We start from the raw sequence: 18022 nt of genomic DNA, 5'->3' as shown, positions 1-18022 counted from the left end.
AGCGATTATACTCATTCTCATCACTCCAAGCATTCAAAGGTAATTCCATTGTACCATAAAATAATCCCGCGTCTACCCTTTTTGCAAGCGTTTTCTTTCCGGGACCAAAAATATTTTTATAGGCTTTTCCTCCTTTGCAAGTGATGGATGTCCTAGTTTCTGCATAAAGATGATAAAAGGACTTCTGCCAGATCTACGGGCTGCTTGCCTATTTTCCGGGACAAGTCCCTTTGACTGTGAAGCGTCATTTTGAGGGGAGGTCTTGACCATGCTGCGCACGCTCTCGCATCCCGCTGCCTTAACAGGATTAGCTGCTGTGTTCCTCACCCTGCTAATGGCCGTATTTCCGAATGAAGCGCTGGAATCTGCCCTGCGAGGCTTATCGATATGGTGGCAGGTGCTGTTTCCTGCCCTTTTCCCCTTCTTCGTCATTTCCGAGCTGCTGCTTGGCTTTGGCATCGTCCATTTTTTCGGCAAGCTGCTGGACCCGCTCATGCGCCCGCTGTTCAAGCTTCCCGGTATTGGCAGCTTCGTTGTGGCGATGGGCTATATATCCGGCTATCCGGTTGGGGCTAGGCTGACAGCCAAGCTCTATGAGCAGCAGCTCATCAACCGCACAGAGGGAGAACGGCTTGTCGCTTTTACGACGACTTCCGACCCCATCTTCCTGATCGGCGCCGTATCGGTCGGCTTCTTCCACAATGTCGCTCTGGCGCCCGTGCTTGCGGCCGCCCATTATGGCGGTGCGCTCATCATCGGCCTGCTCATGCGCTTCCACGATCTGCATGCCCCGATTACCGAAGCACGGCGCAGCAGCAGCCTGACTGAGCTCGGCGCAAGGCCCGGCCCGGTACAGCATCCGCTGCATACGACAGCGTTTGCGCAGCATTCGCAGCACTCACAGCACTCGCAGCACTCACAACACTCGCAGCACTCACAGCACTCACAACACTCGCAGCATTCACGCTCGCTGCGCCGTTCGCGCCTTGCGGACGCGCTGAAGGCGATGCATGAGGCTCGCCTGCTCGATGGACGGGGCCTCGGCCAGCTGCTGCAAGAGGCGATTCAGTCTGCTCTGCGATTAATGATCGTCGTCGGCGGCCTCGTTGTTTTTTTCTCCGTCATTATGGAAATGCTGACGTCAGCAGGCATGATCACCATGCTCGCTGCCATGCTGCGGCAGCTGTTTGAGCTGTTCGGGCTTCCGGCAGCACTCGCCGATGCCGCCATTTTCGGCCTGTTCGAAGTAACCCTTGGCGCCCGCGCCGCCGGTGAAGCTGGCACAGGTCTGCTGCATCAAACGGCAATCGCAGCATGGGTGCTGTCATGGGGAGGTTTGTCCGTCCACGCACAGGTGGCCAGCCTCGTCAGCAAAACCGATATGCGCTACAAGCCGCTTATGCTCGCAAGACTGCTGCACGGTTTTATCGCATTTGGGCTCGTTTATGCGTTATGGGGATGGCTCGGGCCCTAATACCCAGATTTATCGGATGAAATGTGCTTCTCGCATTGAATTTACAGCTGTATTCCGATATCATTTAAGGGAACGTAACCAGAAGATTTGAAAAGGGGCTGCATTCCTTGAAATATGCCGTTATCGACAGAGGCGATTCCATATCCCAGTCACTGGCGGAACAGTTCCATACACTGGCGGCGGAGCGCGGCTTCACTCGAAATGACGACGCACCTGAAATTGTCGTATCCATCGGTGGAGACGGTACGCTGCTGCAAGCTTTTCACAAATATGTTGATCGCATTATGGATGTTGCCTTTGTAGGGGTGCATACCGGACATTTGGGCTTTTATGCCGACTGGCAAAAAAATGAGCTGCCTGAGCTCGTCGCTCTAATGGCCGAGAAGGAGCTTAGCATCGTCCGCTATCCGCTCGCGGAAATCGAGGTCGAGACGGCCGAGGGAAAATTTCATTATATGGCGCTGAACGAGTTCACGCTTAAAGGGGTAGACGGCACGCTCGTCGCCCAAATCAATGTCAATGATGAGCCTTTCGAAATGTTCCGTGGCGATGGTATCGTCATTTCGACGCCTTCCGGCAGTACCGCCTATAATAAAAGCGTCGGGGGCGCAATCGTCCATCCGTCCATTGCATCGATACAAATTGCCGAAATTGCTTCCATCAACAATCGCGTTTTCCGGACGCTGGGCTCTTCGCTGCTGCTGCCGCAGCATCACCACTGCGACATCATCTCGAAGAAAAACCAGCGGATGCTGCTGACCATCGACCAGCTCAGCATTTTGCGCAGCGACATTTTATCGATTCGCTGCAATGTGTCGAGCCGCAAGGTCAGCTTTGCGCGCTATCGCCCATTCCCGTTCTGGAACCGGGTCCGCGACGCTTTCGTGGATATGCACGAAGTGTAAATCAGAGCAAGTGCCGAGCAAAGAAGCTGCCCCTCAGGCGATTAGCCTGCGGGGCAGCTTCTTGCTTTTATTTAAACAGCTCGTCGTTTATCACGCCGCCTTCTTCCTTGCCCATATCCTTCTGCTTGCCATAACGGGAAGGCGGTATGCCCACCATACGGTGGAAGATGCGGCTAAAATAAAATTCATCGCCATAGCCAACTGCGGCAGATACTTCCTTAACCGGACCTGCATTATGGTAAAGCAGGCGCTTGGCCCGCTCGATGCGCAATCTCGTTAAATATTTAATTGGCGGCTCCTTCATCGTTTGTTTAAACAGCCGGGAGTATGAGCTTGTTGTCAGTCCCGCCATTGAGGATAACGTAACCATATCGATTTTGTCATGAAAATGAGTTTGCATGTAGTGTATCGTCTTCTCAATCAGTCTCTTCGATCCATTCAACGATGTTTCTCCCATAGCGCTCACTCCTCTGGCTAATTAACCTTAGACCTTGCAGTGCTGAGCTGGCGCCTTAAGCCCCAAACGCTCACGCAATGATGCTCCTTCATAGGCTGTTCGAAACAGCCCTCTATTTTGCAGCTCAGGAATGACTTTTCCCACAAAAGCTTCCAGCCCGCTCGGAAAAATTTGCGGCATCACATTAAAGCCATCCGCCGCTCCGCCGTGAAACCATTTTTCCATTTCATCGGCAAGCTGTACCGCCGTTCCCGTAAAAGCATAGTGGCCGCGCCCATTCGCAAAGCGGTGAACAAACTGGCGAATCGTCATCCGCTCCTCTTCGATAAGCTCAAGCAGCAGCGATTGACGGCTTTTCAGCGAATTAATTTCGCCAAGCGATTTTGCCAAATGCAGCGGTACCGGGCCATCGAGCGGATACGAGGACAAATCTGCGGCAAAGCGCCGCGATAATCGCCTCAGCGCATCCTCCATATGAACGAGCTGATTCAGCTCTTCTTCGAGCTCCCGGGCTTCCCCAACCGTATCCGCTACGATCGGACATAGCCCAGGCATGATCAACAGCTCGCCAGTCTTTCTTCCGTAAGCCGGAAGACGGCCTTTGACGTCTGTATAAAAAATACGAGCTGCTTCAAAGGTTTGCTGGGCTGTAAAAATAACGTCGGCTATTTCCGCGCCCATCGCTTTGCCGCTTTCCGAGGAGCCCGCTTGGACGAGCACCGGATAGCCCTGCGGCAGACGAGGAGCATGGAGCGGCCCTTTCACCGCATAATGTCGAGCAGCCCCAACACCGTTAGTGCTGCCAGCAGCATGAACAGCGGCTCCTTCCTCCTCCATGCTATCCCACAGCTGCTTTGCAACCTCAACAAATTCCTTCGCTAATTGGTAGCGCTGTGCATGCTCGGGATGGGCTGCTCGGCCAAAATTAAAGGCCGTCTCATCGGCGCTTCCCGTCACAATATTCCAGCCTGCTCTGCCGCCGCTAATATGATCAAGCGTTGCCGCTTGCCGGGCAAGATGATATGGCTCATAGTAGGTCGTCCCAACGGTAGCAATGAGGCCGATATGTCTTGTAGCAGCAGCTAGCGCTCCTAGCAGTGTAGTCGCTTCCAGCTTATTGATTTTTCCGAAATAGGCATCGCTGACAAAAATAGAATCCATCAGCCCGCGCTCGGCCACCTCTGCCAAATGGCGGTAATAGCCGATATCCAGCGTCTGGCGGGGCTGCATCCCAGGATGCCGCCAAGCTGCTTCATGATGACCCGTTCCATGTATAAATACATTTAAGCGTATTTTGCGATTGTCCTCATTCAGTTGCAACTTCCCCCTTTACCGCACGGCGTGAAATGAATTGATCGGCCTTGGAAGCGCCAGTTGGTCCCGCAGCGTCCCGCCATCAATCGCTGCCTGGCGAAATACCCCTCTTCTCTGCAGCTCTGGAATGATCCGCTCTTCAACATACCTGAAGCTGTCAAGCGCAGCATGCGGCGGCAGCTCCATATGAAAACCGTCAACTGCGCCTGAAAGCTGCCACTTCCGCATCCAATCTGCTAATTGCTGTGCGTTTCCCTCACGGGAAAACTCATCTTCTGTTGCCCGGCCTTCGCAGCCGCCGCCCATTTGCAGCGAACATTCCGCACGGTTGGCGCTGCTATGTACAACCGGCATTACACTGGCCAAAATCCGGCATTGCTCCGGCTGCCTTCCCTGCTGACGCATCAGCTCTCGCAGCTCGCATGCCAGCTTGGCCGCCTCCTCCAGCGACTGCGGCTCAATAATGATGACGTCTGCCCCACTGGCTGCTGCCAGCATATCTGGCTGCTTGTCTGCCTGCTCCCTGATCCGAGCTACTAGCGGCGGATAGCCTTGCGGGGGACGAGCAATATTCAGCGGGCCACGCGTACTGTAATAGCGTCCTGTATAATGAACCTCGCGCACCTTCGCTTCATCAAATTGCAGCCCTGCCTGCTTATCATACATAAGCGCGTCATCATCCCAGCTGTCCCACAATTGTCGCAAAGCTTCACCAAACTCCGCAGCGGCGGCAGCCTCGTAGCAGGGCAGCCGCATTTGCTGCTTATCGGTTCGAGCGAAATTTGCAGCCGCATTTTCCTGCCCCGGCAGCACAAGACAGCCTGCTCTGCCGCTGCTCATATAATCCAGGGCAGCCAGCTTGCGCGCCGCGTGAAAGGGCTCATGGAAGGCGGTATGAATTTCCGCAATGAGGCCAATTGTACTCGTGGAAGCCGACAAGGCGGCCAGCAAAGTAAACGGCTCCAGCACGGCAGAAGACGCGGCATACCCATTAGCCGAGGCCCGTTGACCGACAAGCCCAGTTGCTTCCTGAGGCGTCGGGCTCATGCTGCTGTCAGGCACAAGGATTGCGTGCAGACAAGCACGCTCTGCCGCCTCCGCCAGTTGTACGCAATCCAAGTAATCCAGGCCATCTATTGCAACGGTCATGTACAGCTGTCGCTTCTCGCTCCCGCCGCCCATCATATGTGAGCCTCCACCTTATGCCGGCCAGCTGGACGGCTGAACCCGTAATGCTCTCTTAACGTATTTCCCGTATATTCGGTACGGAACAAGCCTCTATTTTGCAGCTCGGGTATAACCTTGTCGACGAAATCGCTCAGCCCATCCGGCATATGCGAAGGCATCAAATTAAATCCGTCCGCCGCCCTGCCGACAAACCAACGCTCAAGCTCATCTGCGATTTGCAGCGGCGTACCCGTAAGCGATGCATGTCCACGCGATCCTGCTGTGCGCATAATCAACTGCCTGAGCGTCAGCTTTTCCTTGCGGGCCATGCCTTCAACAAGCTCAAAGCGCCCTCGGTTGCCGTTGATTTCCTCATGACGCGGCAGCAGATGGAGCGGTACTGGCTCATCGAGCGGACAATCTGTCAAATCGATCTTGAACAGTGTCGACAATCTTTTCAACCCGTACGCAACAATCGTCAATTCATCCAGCTCACGCTGCTTGTCCTGCGCCTCAGCTAGCGTATCTCCGATAACCGGGAAGAAACCCGGTAAAATGCACAGCTCGTCCGGGCTCCGCCCAAACGGCTGCATACGCGATTTGATGTCTGCGTAGAAAGCCTGTCCGCTCTCGAAGGTAGGCTGCGCAGTGAATACCGCTTCCGCCACCCTCGCAGCGAACGATTTGCCATCCTCGGATGACCCCGCCTGTACGAGCAGCGGATGCCCTTGAGGGGAGCGCGGCATGTTAAGCGGGCCGCGCACCGCGAAATGTTCGCCTTTATGATTAAGCGGATGGATTTTCGCCATATTGGCGTATAAGCCGCTTGCCTTATCGGCAACGAGCGCATCATCCTCCCAGCTGTCCCAAAGCGCCTTCACCACCTCAACGAACTCGCTTGCCTTGCGGTAGCGCTCGTCATGTGGCGGCAAAGCCTCATCCGTAAAGTTATAAGCTGCGCTTTCGCTTGCCGTCGTCACAATGTTCCAGCCAGCGCGTCCAGCGCTTAACCAGTCCAGCGAGGCGAATTTGCGCGCAATATGAAAGGGCTCGTTAAAGGTGGTTGAGGCTGTGCCAATCAGCCCAATCTTATCGGTAACGGCGGCGATGGCTGACAGCAGAGTGAACGGCTCCAGTCCATGCAGCACTTTATGCTCAACAGTCGGAGGCAGCACTAACGTGTCCGCGAGAAACAGCGAATCCAGCTTGCCGCGTTCTGCAATTCGTCCAAGCTCGCGATAATAATTCAAATCGGTAATGCGGTGCGGATCCGTTGCTGGATGGCGCCAAGATGCCTCGTGATGTCCCGTGTTCATCAGAAATAAATTGATATGCATGCTCCGCTTAGCTGAAATCATTACTTCATTCCTTTCGACATAGCATGATAAGGCATCATTGCCGTTATTTCTTGGCTGCCAATGGCCTCGTCTGCCCATAGATGCTGGCAGGGCGCTGCAGGCCATAATGCTCCCTTAAAGTGGTTCCTGTATATTCACTGCGAAAAATACCGCGGTTTTGCAGCTCCGGCACCACCTTGTCCACGAACAGCTCAAGGCCCTCCGGCAAATACGGAGGCATGACATTAAAGCCATCTGCCGCGCCGCCGCGCCACCATTTTTCCATTTCGTCGGCAATTTGCACCGGCGTGCCCACCATCGAATAATGCCCCCGCGAGGCGGCTGTTTTAACAATCAACTGGCGCATCGTCAGCTTTTCCCGGCGGGCAAGCTCCACATAAAGCTGGTAGCGCCCGCGGTGGCCATTCACTTCGCTTTGCTGCGCCAGAAAATCGACGGGTACCGGTTCATCCAGCTCGAACCCGGTCATATCGGTGCTGAACAAATTGGACAGGCGCAGCAGGCCATAATCAAATTGAATGTGGTCATGGAGCGCTGCCTCCCGGTCTCTAGCCTCAGCTTCCGTATCGCCGATAATTGGGCAAAAGCCCGGCAATATTTTCAGCTCATCTTGCTGCCTTCCATATTTCTTCATCCGCGATTTCAGATCCGAATAAAAGAGGCAGCCGTCCGCAAAGCTGTTTTGCGCCGTAAACACAACTTCCGCAGCATGCGCGGCAAATTCCTTGCCCGTCTCCGAAGCGCCGGCCTGTACCCGCACGGGCTGCCCTTGGGGGGGCCTCGGCAAATTCAGTGCGCCCCGCACCGAAAAATAGCTGCCTTCATGGCGTATCTCATGTATGCTTCCGGGATCGGCATAAATGCCGCTCGCCTTATCCTGCACAAGCGCATCATCCTCCCAGCTGTCCCACAGCCGCTGCACTACTTCCAAAAACTCGGCAGCGCGCTTATAGCGCTCCCCATGCTCCGGAAGCTTCTCATCAGCAAAGTTGTGGGCAGTTGCATCATTGGTTGACGTCACAATGTTCCAAGCGGCACGGCCACCGCTAATAAAATCAAGCGAAGCAAACTGCCGCGCTACATGATATGGATGGCTATAAGTCGTAGAGGCCGTACCGATTAATCCAATCCGACTAGTCAGCATAGCAAGCGCAGAAAGCAGCGTAAACGGCTCCAAGCTTTGCAGTACCTTGTAGCGAATAGTCGGGGGCAGCGCATACGAATCAGCCAAAAATAAGGAATCCAGCTTGCCGCGCTCCGCCGTTTGCAGCAGCTTGACGTAATAGCTTGCATTCGTTACATCCTGCGGGCGGCTGCCCGGCAGCCGCCAAGCGGCCTCATGATGGCCGTTGCCCATAAGAAACACATTCAGGTGAAGCTGCCTGTCGGTCGCCTTCATTCTTTCCTCCCCTTCCACTTGCCCATCTATTGGGCGGAAATGACCGACTGCCTGGACGAGGAACGCTCTGGCCGCTCCAGCCCGTAATGCTCCCTCAGCGTCGTGCCTTCATAATCGGTACGGAACAAGCCGCGATTTTGCAGCTCGGGAATTACCTTCAAGGCAAATTCCTCAAGCCCGCTTGGGAAATAGGGAGGCATCAAATTAAAGCCATCGGCTGCCCCCTGCTCAATCCAGCGCTCCATCTCGTCGGCAATTTCAATCGGCGTGCCAGACATTGAATAATGCCCGCGCGACGTTGCTGTCCGCAAAATAAGCTGACGGATCGTCAGGTTTTCCCGCTGCGCCAGCTCCAGATACAGCTGATGCCGCGCTTTTTGCGAATTGATTTCATGATTTTTCGCCAGCTCTGCGAATGGCAGCGGACCATCCAGCGGATAACCCCGCAAATCCATCTTGAGCAAATTAGATAAACGGTACACCCCGTATTCCGGCTGGGTCAGCTCGTTCAGCTCGCGCTCCTTCTCCTTCGCCTCCGCCGATGTATCGCCAATGACAGGACAAAAGCCTGGCAAAATTTTAATCTGCTCTGGCGAGCGGCCATATTTCGCCATCCGCCCTTTCACATCCGCATAGAAGCTCCGTCCATCCTCAAGCGTATTTTGTGCGGTAAAAACAGCCTCCGCCATACGAGAGGCAAACTCTCTGCCGGTATCCGATGCTCCCGCTTGCACCAGCACGGGATGTCCTTGAGGCGACCTTGGCAAATTCAGCGGGCCCTTCACATGGAAATAGCGGCCGACATGGTTGATTTCATGCAGCTTGTCTGGGTCCACATAAAGTCCCTGCTCCTTATCGGCAACGACCGCGTCCTCCTCCCAGCTGTCCCACAGCCCTTTCGCCACCTCCATAAACTCGCCAGCCCGCTCATAACGGTCGGTATGCTCCGGCAGCGGAGCAGCGCCAAAGTTGAAGGCCGTCGCATTGCCCGTCGAGGTGACAATGTTAAAGCCCGCCCGCCCCCGGCTAATATGATCCAGCGAATTAAATTTGCGGGCTACATGAAAGGGCTCGTTATAAGTTGTAGAAGCCGTTCCGATCAACCCGATGCGGCTTGTCGCGATCGCCAGCGCCGACAGCAGCGTGAACGGCTCCAGCGCCTGCTGCACCAAAAACTGCATCGTCGGCGGCAGACCGTAGGAATCGGCGAGAAATAACGAATCCAGCTTGCCGTCTTCGGCAATTTTCGCCAATTTTATATAATAGTCGATATCCGTCACCCCATTCGGGTCGCTGCCCGGATGGCGCCATGACGCTTCGTGATGACCTGTATTGCGCAGAAACAAGTTCAAATGCATTTTCTTTTTGCCATAACTCATCTTCTACCACTCCTCAAAAGGATATAGGGTCACCCTGGAACAGGATGGCGACTCTGCGTTCTGAAATTGATAACGATTTTCATTTACGATTTTATCGAAATACTTAAAGTTAATCCATGTACATTTTTGCCCTATTTTTCTAAATTAAAATTATTAAAAAACTCTTAGAATCATTAGATTCCAAGAGTCATTGAATTTAATACAAATTTAAACAACAATTAGCATTAATTATTTGTTAACAATTGTAAGAAGCTCTCGTGCTGATGTGCGTGGAGCGGCATTGGGAATAACCCGCGGATAGCCAATGTGGAGCACGGCGACAATTTTCTCACCCGGCCGCACGCCCACCCCAGACTCATCGCGAAATTTAGGATTATACATATAAGGATTCGACTTCCACACCATGCCAATTCCCTGCTCCCATGCAGCAAGCTGAAGATTTTGAATGAGACAGCATACGGCCGAAAAATCCTCATCCCACTGCTTTTGACGGGGATCCTCCTTCAGCACGACCATTAAATGCAGCGGGGTATGCATGTATTCCTTCATCCGGTGCTCGCCATATTTCGCCAGCTCCTCCGGCGAGAAGGTAGAAAGCACCGCATCGGCGAAAATTTTGCGCCCCTCCCCTTCATATACGATAAAACGCCAAGGCTCGCGCAAATTGTGATTAGGGGCCCAGACGGCGACATCGAGCAGCTCCGTCAGCGTCTCCACGGATACAGCATCATCCTTGAAAACCCTCACCGTACGCCTTTCCTTTATGATTTGCGATACCGTATTCGGCAAAGCGGACCTGTCCGTATGCATCGTTATCTCCTCCTTTATGTCCTGTTAGGGACGATTGCGATTGCGGTACAGCAAATAAATTAAATAAGGCGCTCCGATAGCTGTCGTTATAATGCCTGTAGGAATTTCAATAGGCGGCAGCAGCGCACGTCCCAGCAGGTCGGCAGACATCACGATTAAGCCGCCAACTAAAGCCGATACGCTCAGCAATCTGCGGCTCGTCTGGCCAACCAATTGCCTCGCAATATGCGGTCCCATTAAACCAATAAATCCAATCGTTCCGGCCATCGCGACAGAAGCGCCTGCCAAGCTTACGCTAATGAGCAATAAAAGGCCGCGTGAACGCTCGACCGCGCTGCCAAGCCCGATCGATAGCTCATCGCCAAGCTTCAAAATGTCCAAAGTCCGCGACATAAGAAGCGCTGCCGGAAACAACACGAGCAGCCATGGAAGCAGCGGCCAAAAATGATCCCACGTTCTGCCATATGTGCTTCCCATCAGCCAGATCATCGCCTGCTTGATGTTTTGAACGTGACGCGTCGTCATCCAAAAGGTAATATACGCGTGTGAGGCCGCGCCCACCCCCACACCGACAAGCAGCAGCCGCATCGGAGCTGCGCCACGGCGCCAAGCGAGAAAATAGGTAAGCGCAGCAGCACCCAGCGCCCCGCTAAACGCAATAAAGGGCAGCAGCGCAATCGGCACTGACGGCAGTGCGATAATGGCGGTAACGGCCATAAGAGCAGCACCACCGTTAATGCCAATGACGCCTGGAGCGGCTAGCGGATTGCGGGTAATCCCTTGCAAAATCGCGCCCGAAAGCGCCAGACCGCAGCCGACCAAAAAAGCTACCAGCGACCTTGGAAACCGCAGCTGATTGACAACAAACTCATATTCAGGCTCGCCGATGCCAATGACTGTTTTCCATGCCTGAGATAGCGGAACAGGGTATTCGCCGATCATAATGCTCATGGAGAGCACGATAAAATTAGCAGCAATAAGGACAACAATAACGGGCCACAAACGGGCAGATGCGGATAAAGTGAAACGGGACATTATCGTTTCTCCCTCCTTTGGGCCAAATAAATGAGGAAGGGAGCGCCTGCCATCGCCGTCACTACACCTGCCGGAAGCTCCTGATAGGGAAAAATAAAGCGGGCGGCGATATCCGCCAGCAGCAGCAAGCCTGCTCCAAACAGCGCAGAATAAGGGATGATCCAGCGATAGTCCAGTCCGACCATAAACCTGACGATATGCGGTACCGCAAGGCCAATGAAGCCGATTGGCCCAGCAATAGCCACAGAGCCTCCCATAAGGCACATGACAATGAACAGGGACGCCGTTTTCATTAGCCCGACTTTCAGCCCCAGCCCATGGGCAACCTCATCACCTAGACTCAGCAAATTAATTTGCCGGCTGAGCGCCAGAGCCCCTGCTATCCCGACCATCATGTACGGCAGCACGCGTACGAACATTTCCATACTGCCGCCGGTTAATGAACCCGCCATCCAGAAGCGCATTTCATCCAGCGACTCCTCGCTGAAAATTAGAATGCCTTGCACCATGGAAGCAAGCAGCATATTGATAGTGGCACCAGCCAAAATCAGCTTAATGGACGTCAGGCCTCCCCTACCCAGCGAGCCAAGCATAAATACGACGAGACAGGCAAGCCCAGCCCCGAGCAGTGCCGCCCACATATGGATGAGCGAAGACGTAAAGCCAAATACAAACATAGAAATGACGAGCAGCAGCGCCGCTCCATAGTTGCTTCCGAGCATCTCAGGGCCCGCCAGCGGATTGCGGCTAATCGCCTGCATAATGCTTCCCGCCATGCCGAGCGATGCCCCGACCATCATCGCCATTAGGGCGCGCGGAACCCGGACCGAACGAATGATCAGATGCTCCCTTGAGCCGTCAAAAGAAGTAAAAGCTTCGATGACCGTATGAAGTGGAACCATTGATTTTCCTACAGCAATGCTGGCAGCAAGGCCTAAGATGACAAATACAAAACCGAGCACAATGCCCGTAAGCCGAATGTTCAAATCTGTTCCTCCCTAAAAGCGTGGCAGCAGAGCGCCCAGCTCTGCCTGAACAGGGACACTCTGCCTACTCACCACGCTTCTACTCCACTAAACGCTAGCGCTAGTTACGCTTTGACTAAGAACTTAGCCAAATCATCAATCATGATATTGACGGCCTGTATGCCATGTCCGCTCAGCCAAACCTCCCAGCTCGCTACGTAGACGCGATCATTTTTCACACCTTCAAGCGTATTCCACAGCGGATTGCTTTTAATTTTTTGTTCAAAATAGTCCTGCTCGCTTTCGCGTCCGAACAAAATGATGGCATCGCCATCCAGATCGGCAATTTGCTCCTCTGTCGCATTAAAGTTAAAATCGTCATCCCCGCTTTGTACAGCTGGACGCTTAATGCCAGCACGCTCTACTACACCTCCAGTAAACGAAGGCTTCAAATAAACGGAAACGCGGTCTTTCCTTGGACGAAGCAGCGAAACCTCCGTCGTATTCAAGCTGTCGCCAAGCTTCGCATGAAGATCTGCGATATGCGCATCCAGCTGCTCAATCAGCTTCTTGCCCTCTGCTTCTTTGCCAACTATAGCTGCATGCAAAGCCAGGTTCGCCTCCCATTGTGCGCCGCCTACCTCAGTAAATACGGTTGGCGCAATTTGCGATAGCTGCTCATAGATGGCCTCCTGCGTATCTTTAATGCCTATTATGACATCGGGCTTCAACGAGGCAATCGTCTCCAAGCTTGGCTGCTCTACCGTTCCGATATTCGCAATGCCTTCTGTTCCCGTCAAATAGGTCGCAAAACCGTCATCTACAGAAATAATCGATGGCGCGCCAACCGGCTTCACGCCAAGTGCGAGCATATTATCGAGTGCGCCATTATCCAATACGACAACCTTCTGCGGATTAGGCGCAACGACTGTTTCTCCCATCGCATGCTTGAAAGTACGGTTTTCTGTCGATTCTGCTGCATTTGCTTCAGCGGCTGGCTGCTCACTTTCTACCGCAGCTGGGCTAGAGCTGTTCTGCCCTGACGATGCACCGCCAGATCCATTTGCCGCAGCTCCGCAGCCTGATACGACGAGCATCAGCAGCAGCACCAGTACCGCACGCGCCTGCCAATTGATTTGTAACTTGAATAACATTGAAAAACCCTCCCTGTATGTATCTTTGGCCCATAACGACCTTTTTTATGAGAACTATTCTCAACGAGAATCATAAAACGTTTCGCTCTTTTTGTACATCGAACTTTTTGTCCGATTCCATATAAAATTTTATCATTTATCGAATGGCAGCCGATAGTCTATTTTCATAATTGACTATGATAATGATTTTCATTTACAATAAACAAGACCGCTTGCAGCGATGGATGCCTCTTACCAGACTAATAGACTGGAGACGCCAAAATGAAACGTACAATGGTTTTTTTATCTTCCATTTATAAATACAGCAAGCCCGCTCACGCTGCTATTCAGCGGACAGCACCCGCTCCGATGCTCGTCTTTCTTACCCGAGGCTCCGGCCTCCTCGCTATTAACGGGCATGAGCGAAAGCTTGAAGCGCTTGAGCCGCTTCTGCTGCTTCCCGGCATGTCCATACGCTTCCAATCAGATCGGGGAGATTTTGAATATTATGTGCTGATTCTGGATGCGGTTGGTGTTGCCAAACAGCGTGACAACCGAAAGGTGCAGCTTCCCGAGCTGCCGGCCGAGCTGTTTAACAGCGGCATCAAGCTGCGCAGCCAGCAGCAAACCTCCGAGAGGATCATACGTCTATATGAGACAGCCTCGCAAGTTGACAAGTTTGAAAGCAAGCCTGAACGCGAGCTGATGATGCAGCTGCAATTTCAGGAGCTTTACAGCACGGTTCTGCTTGAGCTGCTGGAGCTTAATCGCATTCCAACGTCTGAGAAGGGCATGCAGGAGAGCATCAGCTACCTCCATAAACATCTGCATGAAAAAATCAATCTGGAGCAGCTTGCCAGCATCGCCATGCTGACACCAACCTCCTACTCCCGCAAGTTTAAGCAAGTAATGGGCGTCACTCCCTTTGAATATTTAGCGGATCTTCGCGTCAAGGAAGCAAAGGCCCAGCTCTCGCTGAATGGGACATCTGTCAGAAGCGTCTCTGAGCGCGTCGGCTTTGGCAGCGAGTTTTATTTCAGCCGGGTATTTAAAGCATCGGTTGGCATTTCTCCCAATCTTTATATGAAGCGCCATCAATTAAAAATCGCGGTCGTCGCCTGCTCCAGCTTTGACGACAGCTTGCGCTCGCTCGGCATTTTTCCGATTGCCAACATGAACTGCTTCCGTTATCCCGGAATGGGAGAAGCCGAGCATCTGGGCAAAGTGACCCGTCATTTGCAGACGCTGATGCAGCTCAAACCCGACTTAATTCTTATCGATCGCTATCATCATGAATATGAGGAGCCGCTTAAACAAATTGCGTCCACCGCATGTTTGGAGCATCATGCCGACTGGCGTATCGCCTTGCATAAAATTGCAGAAATGATCGGCTGCGAGCGAACCGAGCAGGCGATGCTCAGCGAGCTGGCGCAGCAAACCGACGATGCCCGCAAGCTGCTCGGCCGCTCCGTCGGCAGCGGAAGTCTGACATTAATGCGGGTTACGCATAACGCCGTCCGCATTCAAGGAGCGCCAGACCATCCGCTCAATGAGCTGCTGTTCACCGAGCTTGGACTGACGGCGGGCAGCTCTTCTCCCGCCATTGACCACAAAGTCGAAATGCAGCCGGAGCAGCTCAGCGGCCTGTCCATTCAATCCGATTATTTGTTCGTTCAGAAGCTGCATCATGGACCGAGCAGCGACCAAATATTGCAGCGGATGCAGAGCAGCCCCTTCTGGAAAAAGCATGAGGCTGTCCAGAGCGGCCGCGTGCGCTTCATCCCGAATTGGTATGCCATGTGCTGGACGCCGATCGGCCGCAAAACGATTATGGATTCGCTGCTCCTTTATACGAACGGCCAGCAGCATGGTTAATTTTTCACCACGGATGAAAAAATCCCGCTTTCAACAAAAAGAAGCCTATGCGGCCGCGGTATCGCGGCTACATAGGCTTTTTGAATGTTTCGCCCGCAGATCGGGGCGTAGTAGCGTTATTTTCAGCAATGGCAATCGTGTCAGAAAGAGTTTCGGGATTTGCTCTAGAGTCGCTTTTGGACTTGCTCCCGCCTCCAAGCATTTTGTAGCTCCAGCCAGCATTAAGCAGCATGAGAAAAGCAGACATGAGAAATACGCCCCTTATGCCCACGTAGCCATAAGCTGCCCCAGAAACGATAGGCCCAAGAACAGCCCCCAGGCTGACTGCGCTCGTATCAAAGCTGTATGCCCGCGTCTCCATCCCCTTCGGCACATACTGCTTAATGAGCGTCCGCACCGTCGGAATGAGCCCGCCAATGAACATGCCCAGCAGAAACCGCAGCAGCAGCAGCTGCCAATAATAAGCGACAAAATAATGCAGCAGTACGATTAGGCAAGCGCCGAGCATCGAGTAGCTTAATATGAGGTGCGGGCCTGTGCGGTCGGAGCGCCTGCCCAGCAGCGGTGCAAAAATCATATTGGACACACCCGTTATCGAGCTGACCAGCCCAACATATAAAGCCAGCATGCCAGCCTCGCCATGCAGCTCCTTGACGAACAGCGGAATAAACGGCAGTGATCCGGTCAGCGCAAACTGAATCATGACGCTGACCGCCAGCAGCGCGGGAATTTGCCGGACCCTACATAGCACGAGAAAGCCGCCGATCGTGGAAACATTTTGCTCGGAGCGCTGATCGGCTTTCACAAAATGATCCTTCACGATGATAGCAGTTAACAATGCCGCCATAAACATCACCGTACCCGTTATGAAAAAAACGCTCCGCAGCCCAAGCCATTCCGCCAGCAAGCCGCCAATAAGCGGCCCCATGACCGTGCCGGAAATATTGCCGGAATGGAGCGTGCCCATCGCAAAGCCCATTCGGCTGCTTGGCGTATTCGTCGATACGATAGCCGTTGCCGAAGGTGAAAATCCAGCAAAAGCGCCATTGAGCAGACGAAGCAGCAGAAGCTGCCATGGCGCCTCAGCGAAGCCCATCATAGCAATGACAACAGCCATGCCGAAGCCTGCGCGCAGCAGCATCATTTTTCTCCCATAGCGGTCGGCTATTCTTCCCCAGATCGGCTGGCAAATGAATAAGGTCACATAATGGGCAGCGAATATCGCCCCCGCCCAAAACCCTGCTTCACTGACCGAGCTCACGCCCAAATCCTCAAGAAACAGCGGGAGAAATGGGATGACCATCGTCGCGCTGCCCGTAACGAGAAAATTGCCCAGCCATAAAATGGTGAGATTCAGCCGCCAGTTAACCGCTGCTTTGTCCGCTCCTGCCGGCGCCCCTTTCCCCTTCACGCGTGAACGCCAGACCGAGCCGCGGCGCTGCGGCCGTAATGCTCCCGCAGCGTGCTGCCAGTATAATCGGAACGGAACAAGCCGCGATTTTGCAGCTCAGGAATGACCTTGTCTACAAAGTCATCCAGCCCCGACGGCAGCGAAGGCGGCATTAAATTAAAGCCATCGGCTGCTCCTGCGACTGCCCAGCGCTCCATCGCATCTGCTATTTGTATCGGCGTGCCCGCCATGGAGAAATGTCCGCGCGAAGATGCGGTGCGCATCATGAGCTGGCGAATGCTGAGCTTTTCCTGCTGCGCCATTTCAATAAACATTTGATGCCGGCCCTTCTGCGAATTGATTTGCTCGGTTTGCGGCAGGTCGGCATAAGGCAGCGGTCCATCCAAAGGATAAGCAGACAGGTCTATCCCAAATAAATTAGACAGCCTGTATAATCCGTAATCGATTTGTACCAGCTCATGCAGCTCCTGCTCCTTTTCCTTCGCCTCTGCTTCCGTATCACCAATGATGGCGCAGAAGCCAGGCAAAATGCAAAGGCTATCCGCACTGCGGCCGTATTTCGCCATTCTCGATTTCAAATCGCTGTAAAAGTCGCGCCCGCCCTGCAGCGTGTTTTGTGCCGTAAATACAGCCTCCGCCGCCATCGCGGCAAATTCCTTACCCGTATCCGAAGCGCCTGCCTGCACAAGCAGCGGGTACCCCTGCGGCATGCGTGGAAGGTTCAGCGGACCGCGAACCGCATAATGCTCTCCCTTATGATCGATCCGCTTGATCCGTTCAGGATTCGCATATACGCCGGACTGCTTGTCGATGATGAGCGCACCATCCTCCCAGCTGTCCCACAGCGATTTGACAACCTGCAAAAATTCCTCGGCCCGACGATAGCGCATCGAATGCTCAGGAAGCTGCTCGTCGCGGAAGTTGAAAGCCGTCGTATTGCCGGTAGAGGTCACAATATTCCAGCCCGCCCGACCTCCGCTGATGAGATCCAGGGAGGCGAATTTGCGGGCAATGTGAAACGGCTCATTATAAGTGGTCGAGGCGGTGCCAATGAGCCCGATATGCTTCGTTGCCATCGCAAGCGCGGACAGCAGCGTAAACGGCTCCAGCCCTTGAAGCACCTTGTATTGAATCGTAGGCGGCAAACCGTATGAATCGGCCAGAAAAATCGAATCCAGCTTGCCCCGCTCCGCGGTCTGCGCCAGCTTTACATAATAATGCACATCGACTGCTCTCTCCGGCGTACTGTCGGGATGCCGCCATGAAGCCTCATGATGGCCGGTGCTCATCAGAAATAAATTCAGATGCAGCTGCTTTTTCGTCTGGGTCATCGTTCTCAG

15 protein-coding genes are annotated in these 18022 nt (G+C 53.6%); 3 read left to right on the top strand and 12 right to left on the bottom strand.

Features of this window, described 5'->3' with window-relative positions; genetic code table 11:
* The first annotated feature begins 268 nt into the window (after positions 1-268).
* Both ASF12_RS34065 and ASF12_RS26635 read left to right on the top strand, forming a co-directional pair.
* A complete protein-coding gene (locus ASF12_RS34065; protein WP_056041241.1) occupies positions 269-1474 on the top strand; it encodes a nucleoside recognition domain-containing protein in 1206 nt (401 codons plus the stop codon).
* Between the two features lie 107 nt (positions 1475-1581).
* The gene (locus ASF12_RS26635) at positions 1582-2379 is read left to right on the top strand and encodes an NAD kinase (protein WP_056041239.1); all 798 of its coding nucleotides are present in this window, start codon (positions 1582-1584) and stop codon (positions 2377-2379) included.
* Positions 2380-2446: 67 nt separating this feature from the next.
* Here the strand turns inward: ASF12_RS26635 and ASF12_RS26630 are convergent, their stop codons facing one another.
* The 10 genes from ASF12_RS26630 to ASF12_RS26585 form a co-directional block, all read right to left on the bottom strand.
* Positions 2447-2836 carry a helix-turn-helix domain-containing protein gene (locus tag ASF12_RS26630; RefSeq protein ID WP_056041237.1) on the bottom strand — a complete coding sequence of 130 codons (390 nt, stop codon included), beginning with the start codon at positions 2834-2836 and terminating at the stop codon, positions 2447-2449.
* Between the two features lie 27 nt (positions 2837-2863).
* The gene (locus ASF12_RS26625) at positions 2864-4150 is read right to left on the bottom strand and encodes an LLM class flavin-dependent oxidoreductase (protein WP_056041488.1); all 1287 of its coding nucleotides are present in this window, start codon (positions 4148-4150) and stop codon (positions 2864-2866) included.
* A 15-nt stretch (positions 4151-4165) separates the two neighbouring features.
* Positions 4166-5335 carry an LLM class flavin-dependent oxidoreductase gene (locus ASF12_RS26620; RefSeq protein WP_056041235.1) on the bottom strand — a complete coding sequence of 390 codons (1170 nt, stop codon included), beginning with the start codon at positions 5333-5335 and terminating at the stop codon, positions 4166-4168.
* Positions 5332-6675, bottom strand: coding sequence for an LLM class flavin-dependent oxidoreductase (locus ASF12_RS26615; protein ID WP_081419066.1), 1344 nt, complete (start codon positions 6673-6675; stop codon positions 5332-5334). The genes ASF12_RS26620 and ASF12_RS26615 overlap by 4 nt, the downstream gene beginning before the upstream one ends.
* Positions 6676-6718: 43 nt before the next feature.
* The gene (locus tag ASF12_RS26610) at positions 6719-8074 is read right to left on the bottom strand and encodes an LLM class flavin-dependent oxidoreductase (protein WP_056041233.1); all 1356 of its coding nucleotides are present in this window, start codon (positions 8072-8074) and stop codon (positions 6719-6721) included.
* A 26-nt stretch (positions 8075-8100) separates the two neighbouring features.
* Positions 8101-9453 (bottom strand): LLM class flavin-dependent oxidoreductase, encoded by a 1353-nt coding sequence (locus ASF12_RS26605; RefSeq protein ID WP_056041232.1) that lies wholly within the window; start codon positions 9451-9453, stop codon positions 8101-8103.
* Positions 9454-9681: 228 nt separating this feature from the next.
* Positions 9682-10263 carry a nitroreductase family protein gene (locus ASF12_RS26600; protein ID WP_056041230.1) on the bottom strand — a complete coding sequence of 194 codons (582 nt, stop codon included), beginning with the start codon at positions 10261-10263 and terminating at the stop codon, positions 9682-9684.
* A gap of 24 nt (positions 10264-10287) precedes the next feature.
* Positions 10288-11298, bottom strand: a complete 1011-nt coding sequence (locus ASF12_RS26595; protein ID WP_056041229.1) for a FecCD family ABC transporter permease — start codon at positions 11296-11298, stop codon at positions 10288-10290.
* Positions 11298-12284: a FecCD family ABC transporter permease gene (locus ASF12_RS26590; protein WP_056041227.1), complete on the bottom strand. Its 987-nt coding sequence runs from the start codon at positions 12282-12284 to the stop codon at positions 11298-11300. Before ASF12_RS26590 ends, ASF12_RS26595 begins: the two co-directional genes overlap by 1 nt.
* Positions 12285-12388: 104 nt before the next feature.
* On the bottom strand, positions 12389-13417 hold the full coding sequence (locus ASF12_RS26585; protein WP_056041224.1) for an ABC transporter substrate-binding protein: 1029 nt from the start codon (positions 13415-13417) through the stop codon (positions 12389-12391).
* Between the two features lie 261 nt (positions 13418-13678).
* Here ASF12_RS26585 and ASF12_RS26580 point away from each other — a divergent pair, with 261 nt between their 5' ends.
* The gene (locus ASF12_RS26580; protein WP_056041221.1) at positions 13679-15271 is read left to right on the top strand and encodes a helix-turn-helix domain-containing protein; all 1593 of its coding nucleotides are present in this window, start codon (positions 13679-13681) and stop codon (positions 15269-15271) included.
* A 67-nt stretch (positions 15272-15338) separates the two neighbouring features.
* On the opposite strand, the gene ASF12_RS26575 is transcribed toward ASF12_RS26580, so the two are convergent.
* Both ASF12_RS26575 and ASF12_RS26570 read right to left on the bottom strand, forming a co-directional pair.
* On the bottom strand, positions 15339-16682 hold the full coding sequence (locus ASF12_RS26575; protein WP_063892663.1) for an MFS transporter: 1344 nt from the start codon (positions 16680-16682) through the stop codon (positions 15339-15341).
* Positions 16679-18013 (bottom strand): LLM class flavin-dependent oxidoreductase, encoded by a 1335-nt coding sequence (locus tag ASF12_RS26570; protein ID WP_056041485.1) that lies wholly within the window; start codon positions 18011-18013, stop codon positions 16679-16681. Before ASF12_RS26570 ends, ASF12_RS26575 begins: the two co-directional genes overlap by 4 nt.
* Positions 18014-18022 lie beyond the last annotated feature (9 nt).

Origin of the sequence: Paenibacillus sp. Leaf72, from assembly GCF_001422685.1 — a bacterium.
In the GTDB taxonomy this organism is placed as follows: Bacteria; Bacillota; Bacilli; order Paenibacillales; family Paenibacillaceae; genus Pristimantibacillus.
Note: the sequence above shows the minus strand (reverse complement) of the source record. Positions and strands in the feature narration are given on the sequence as shown.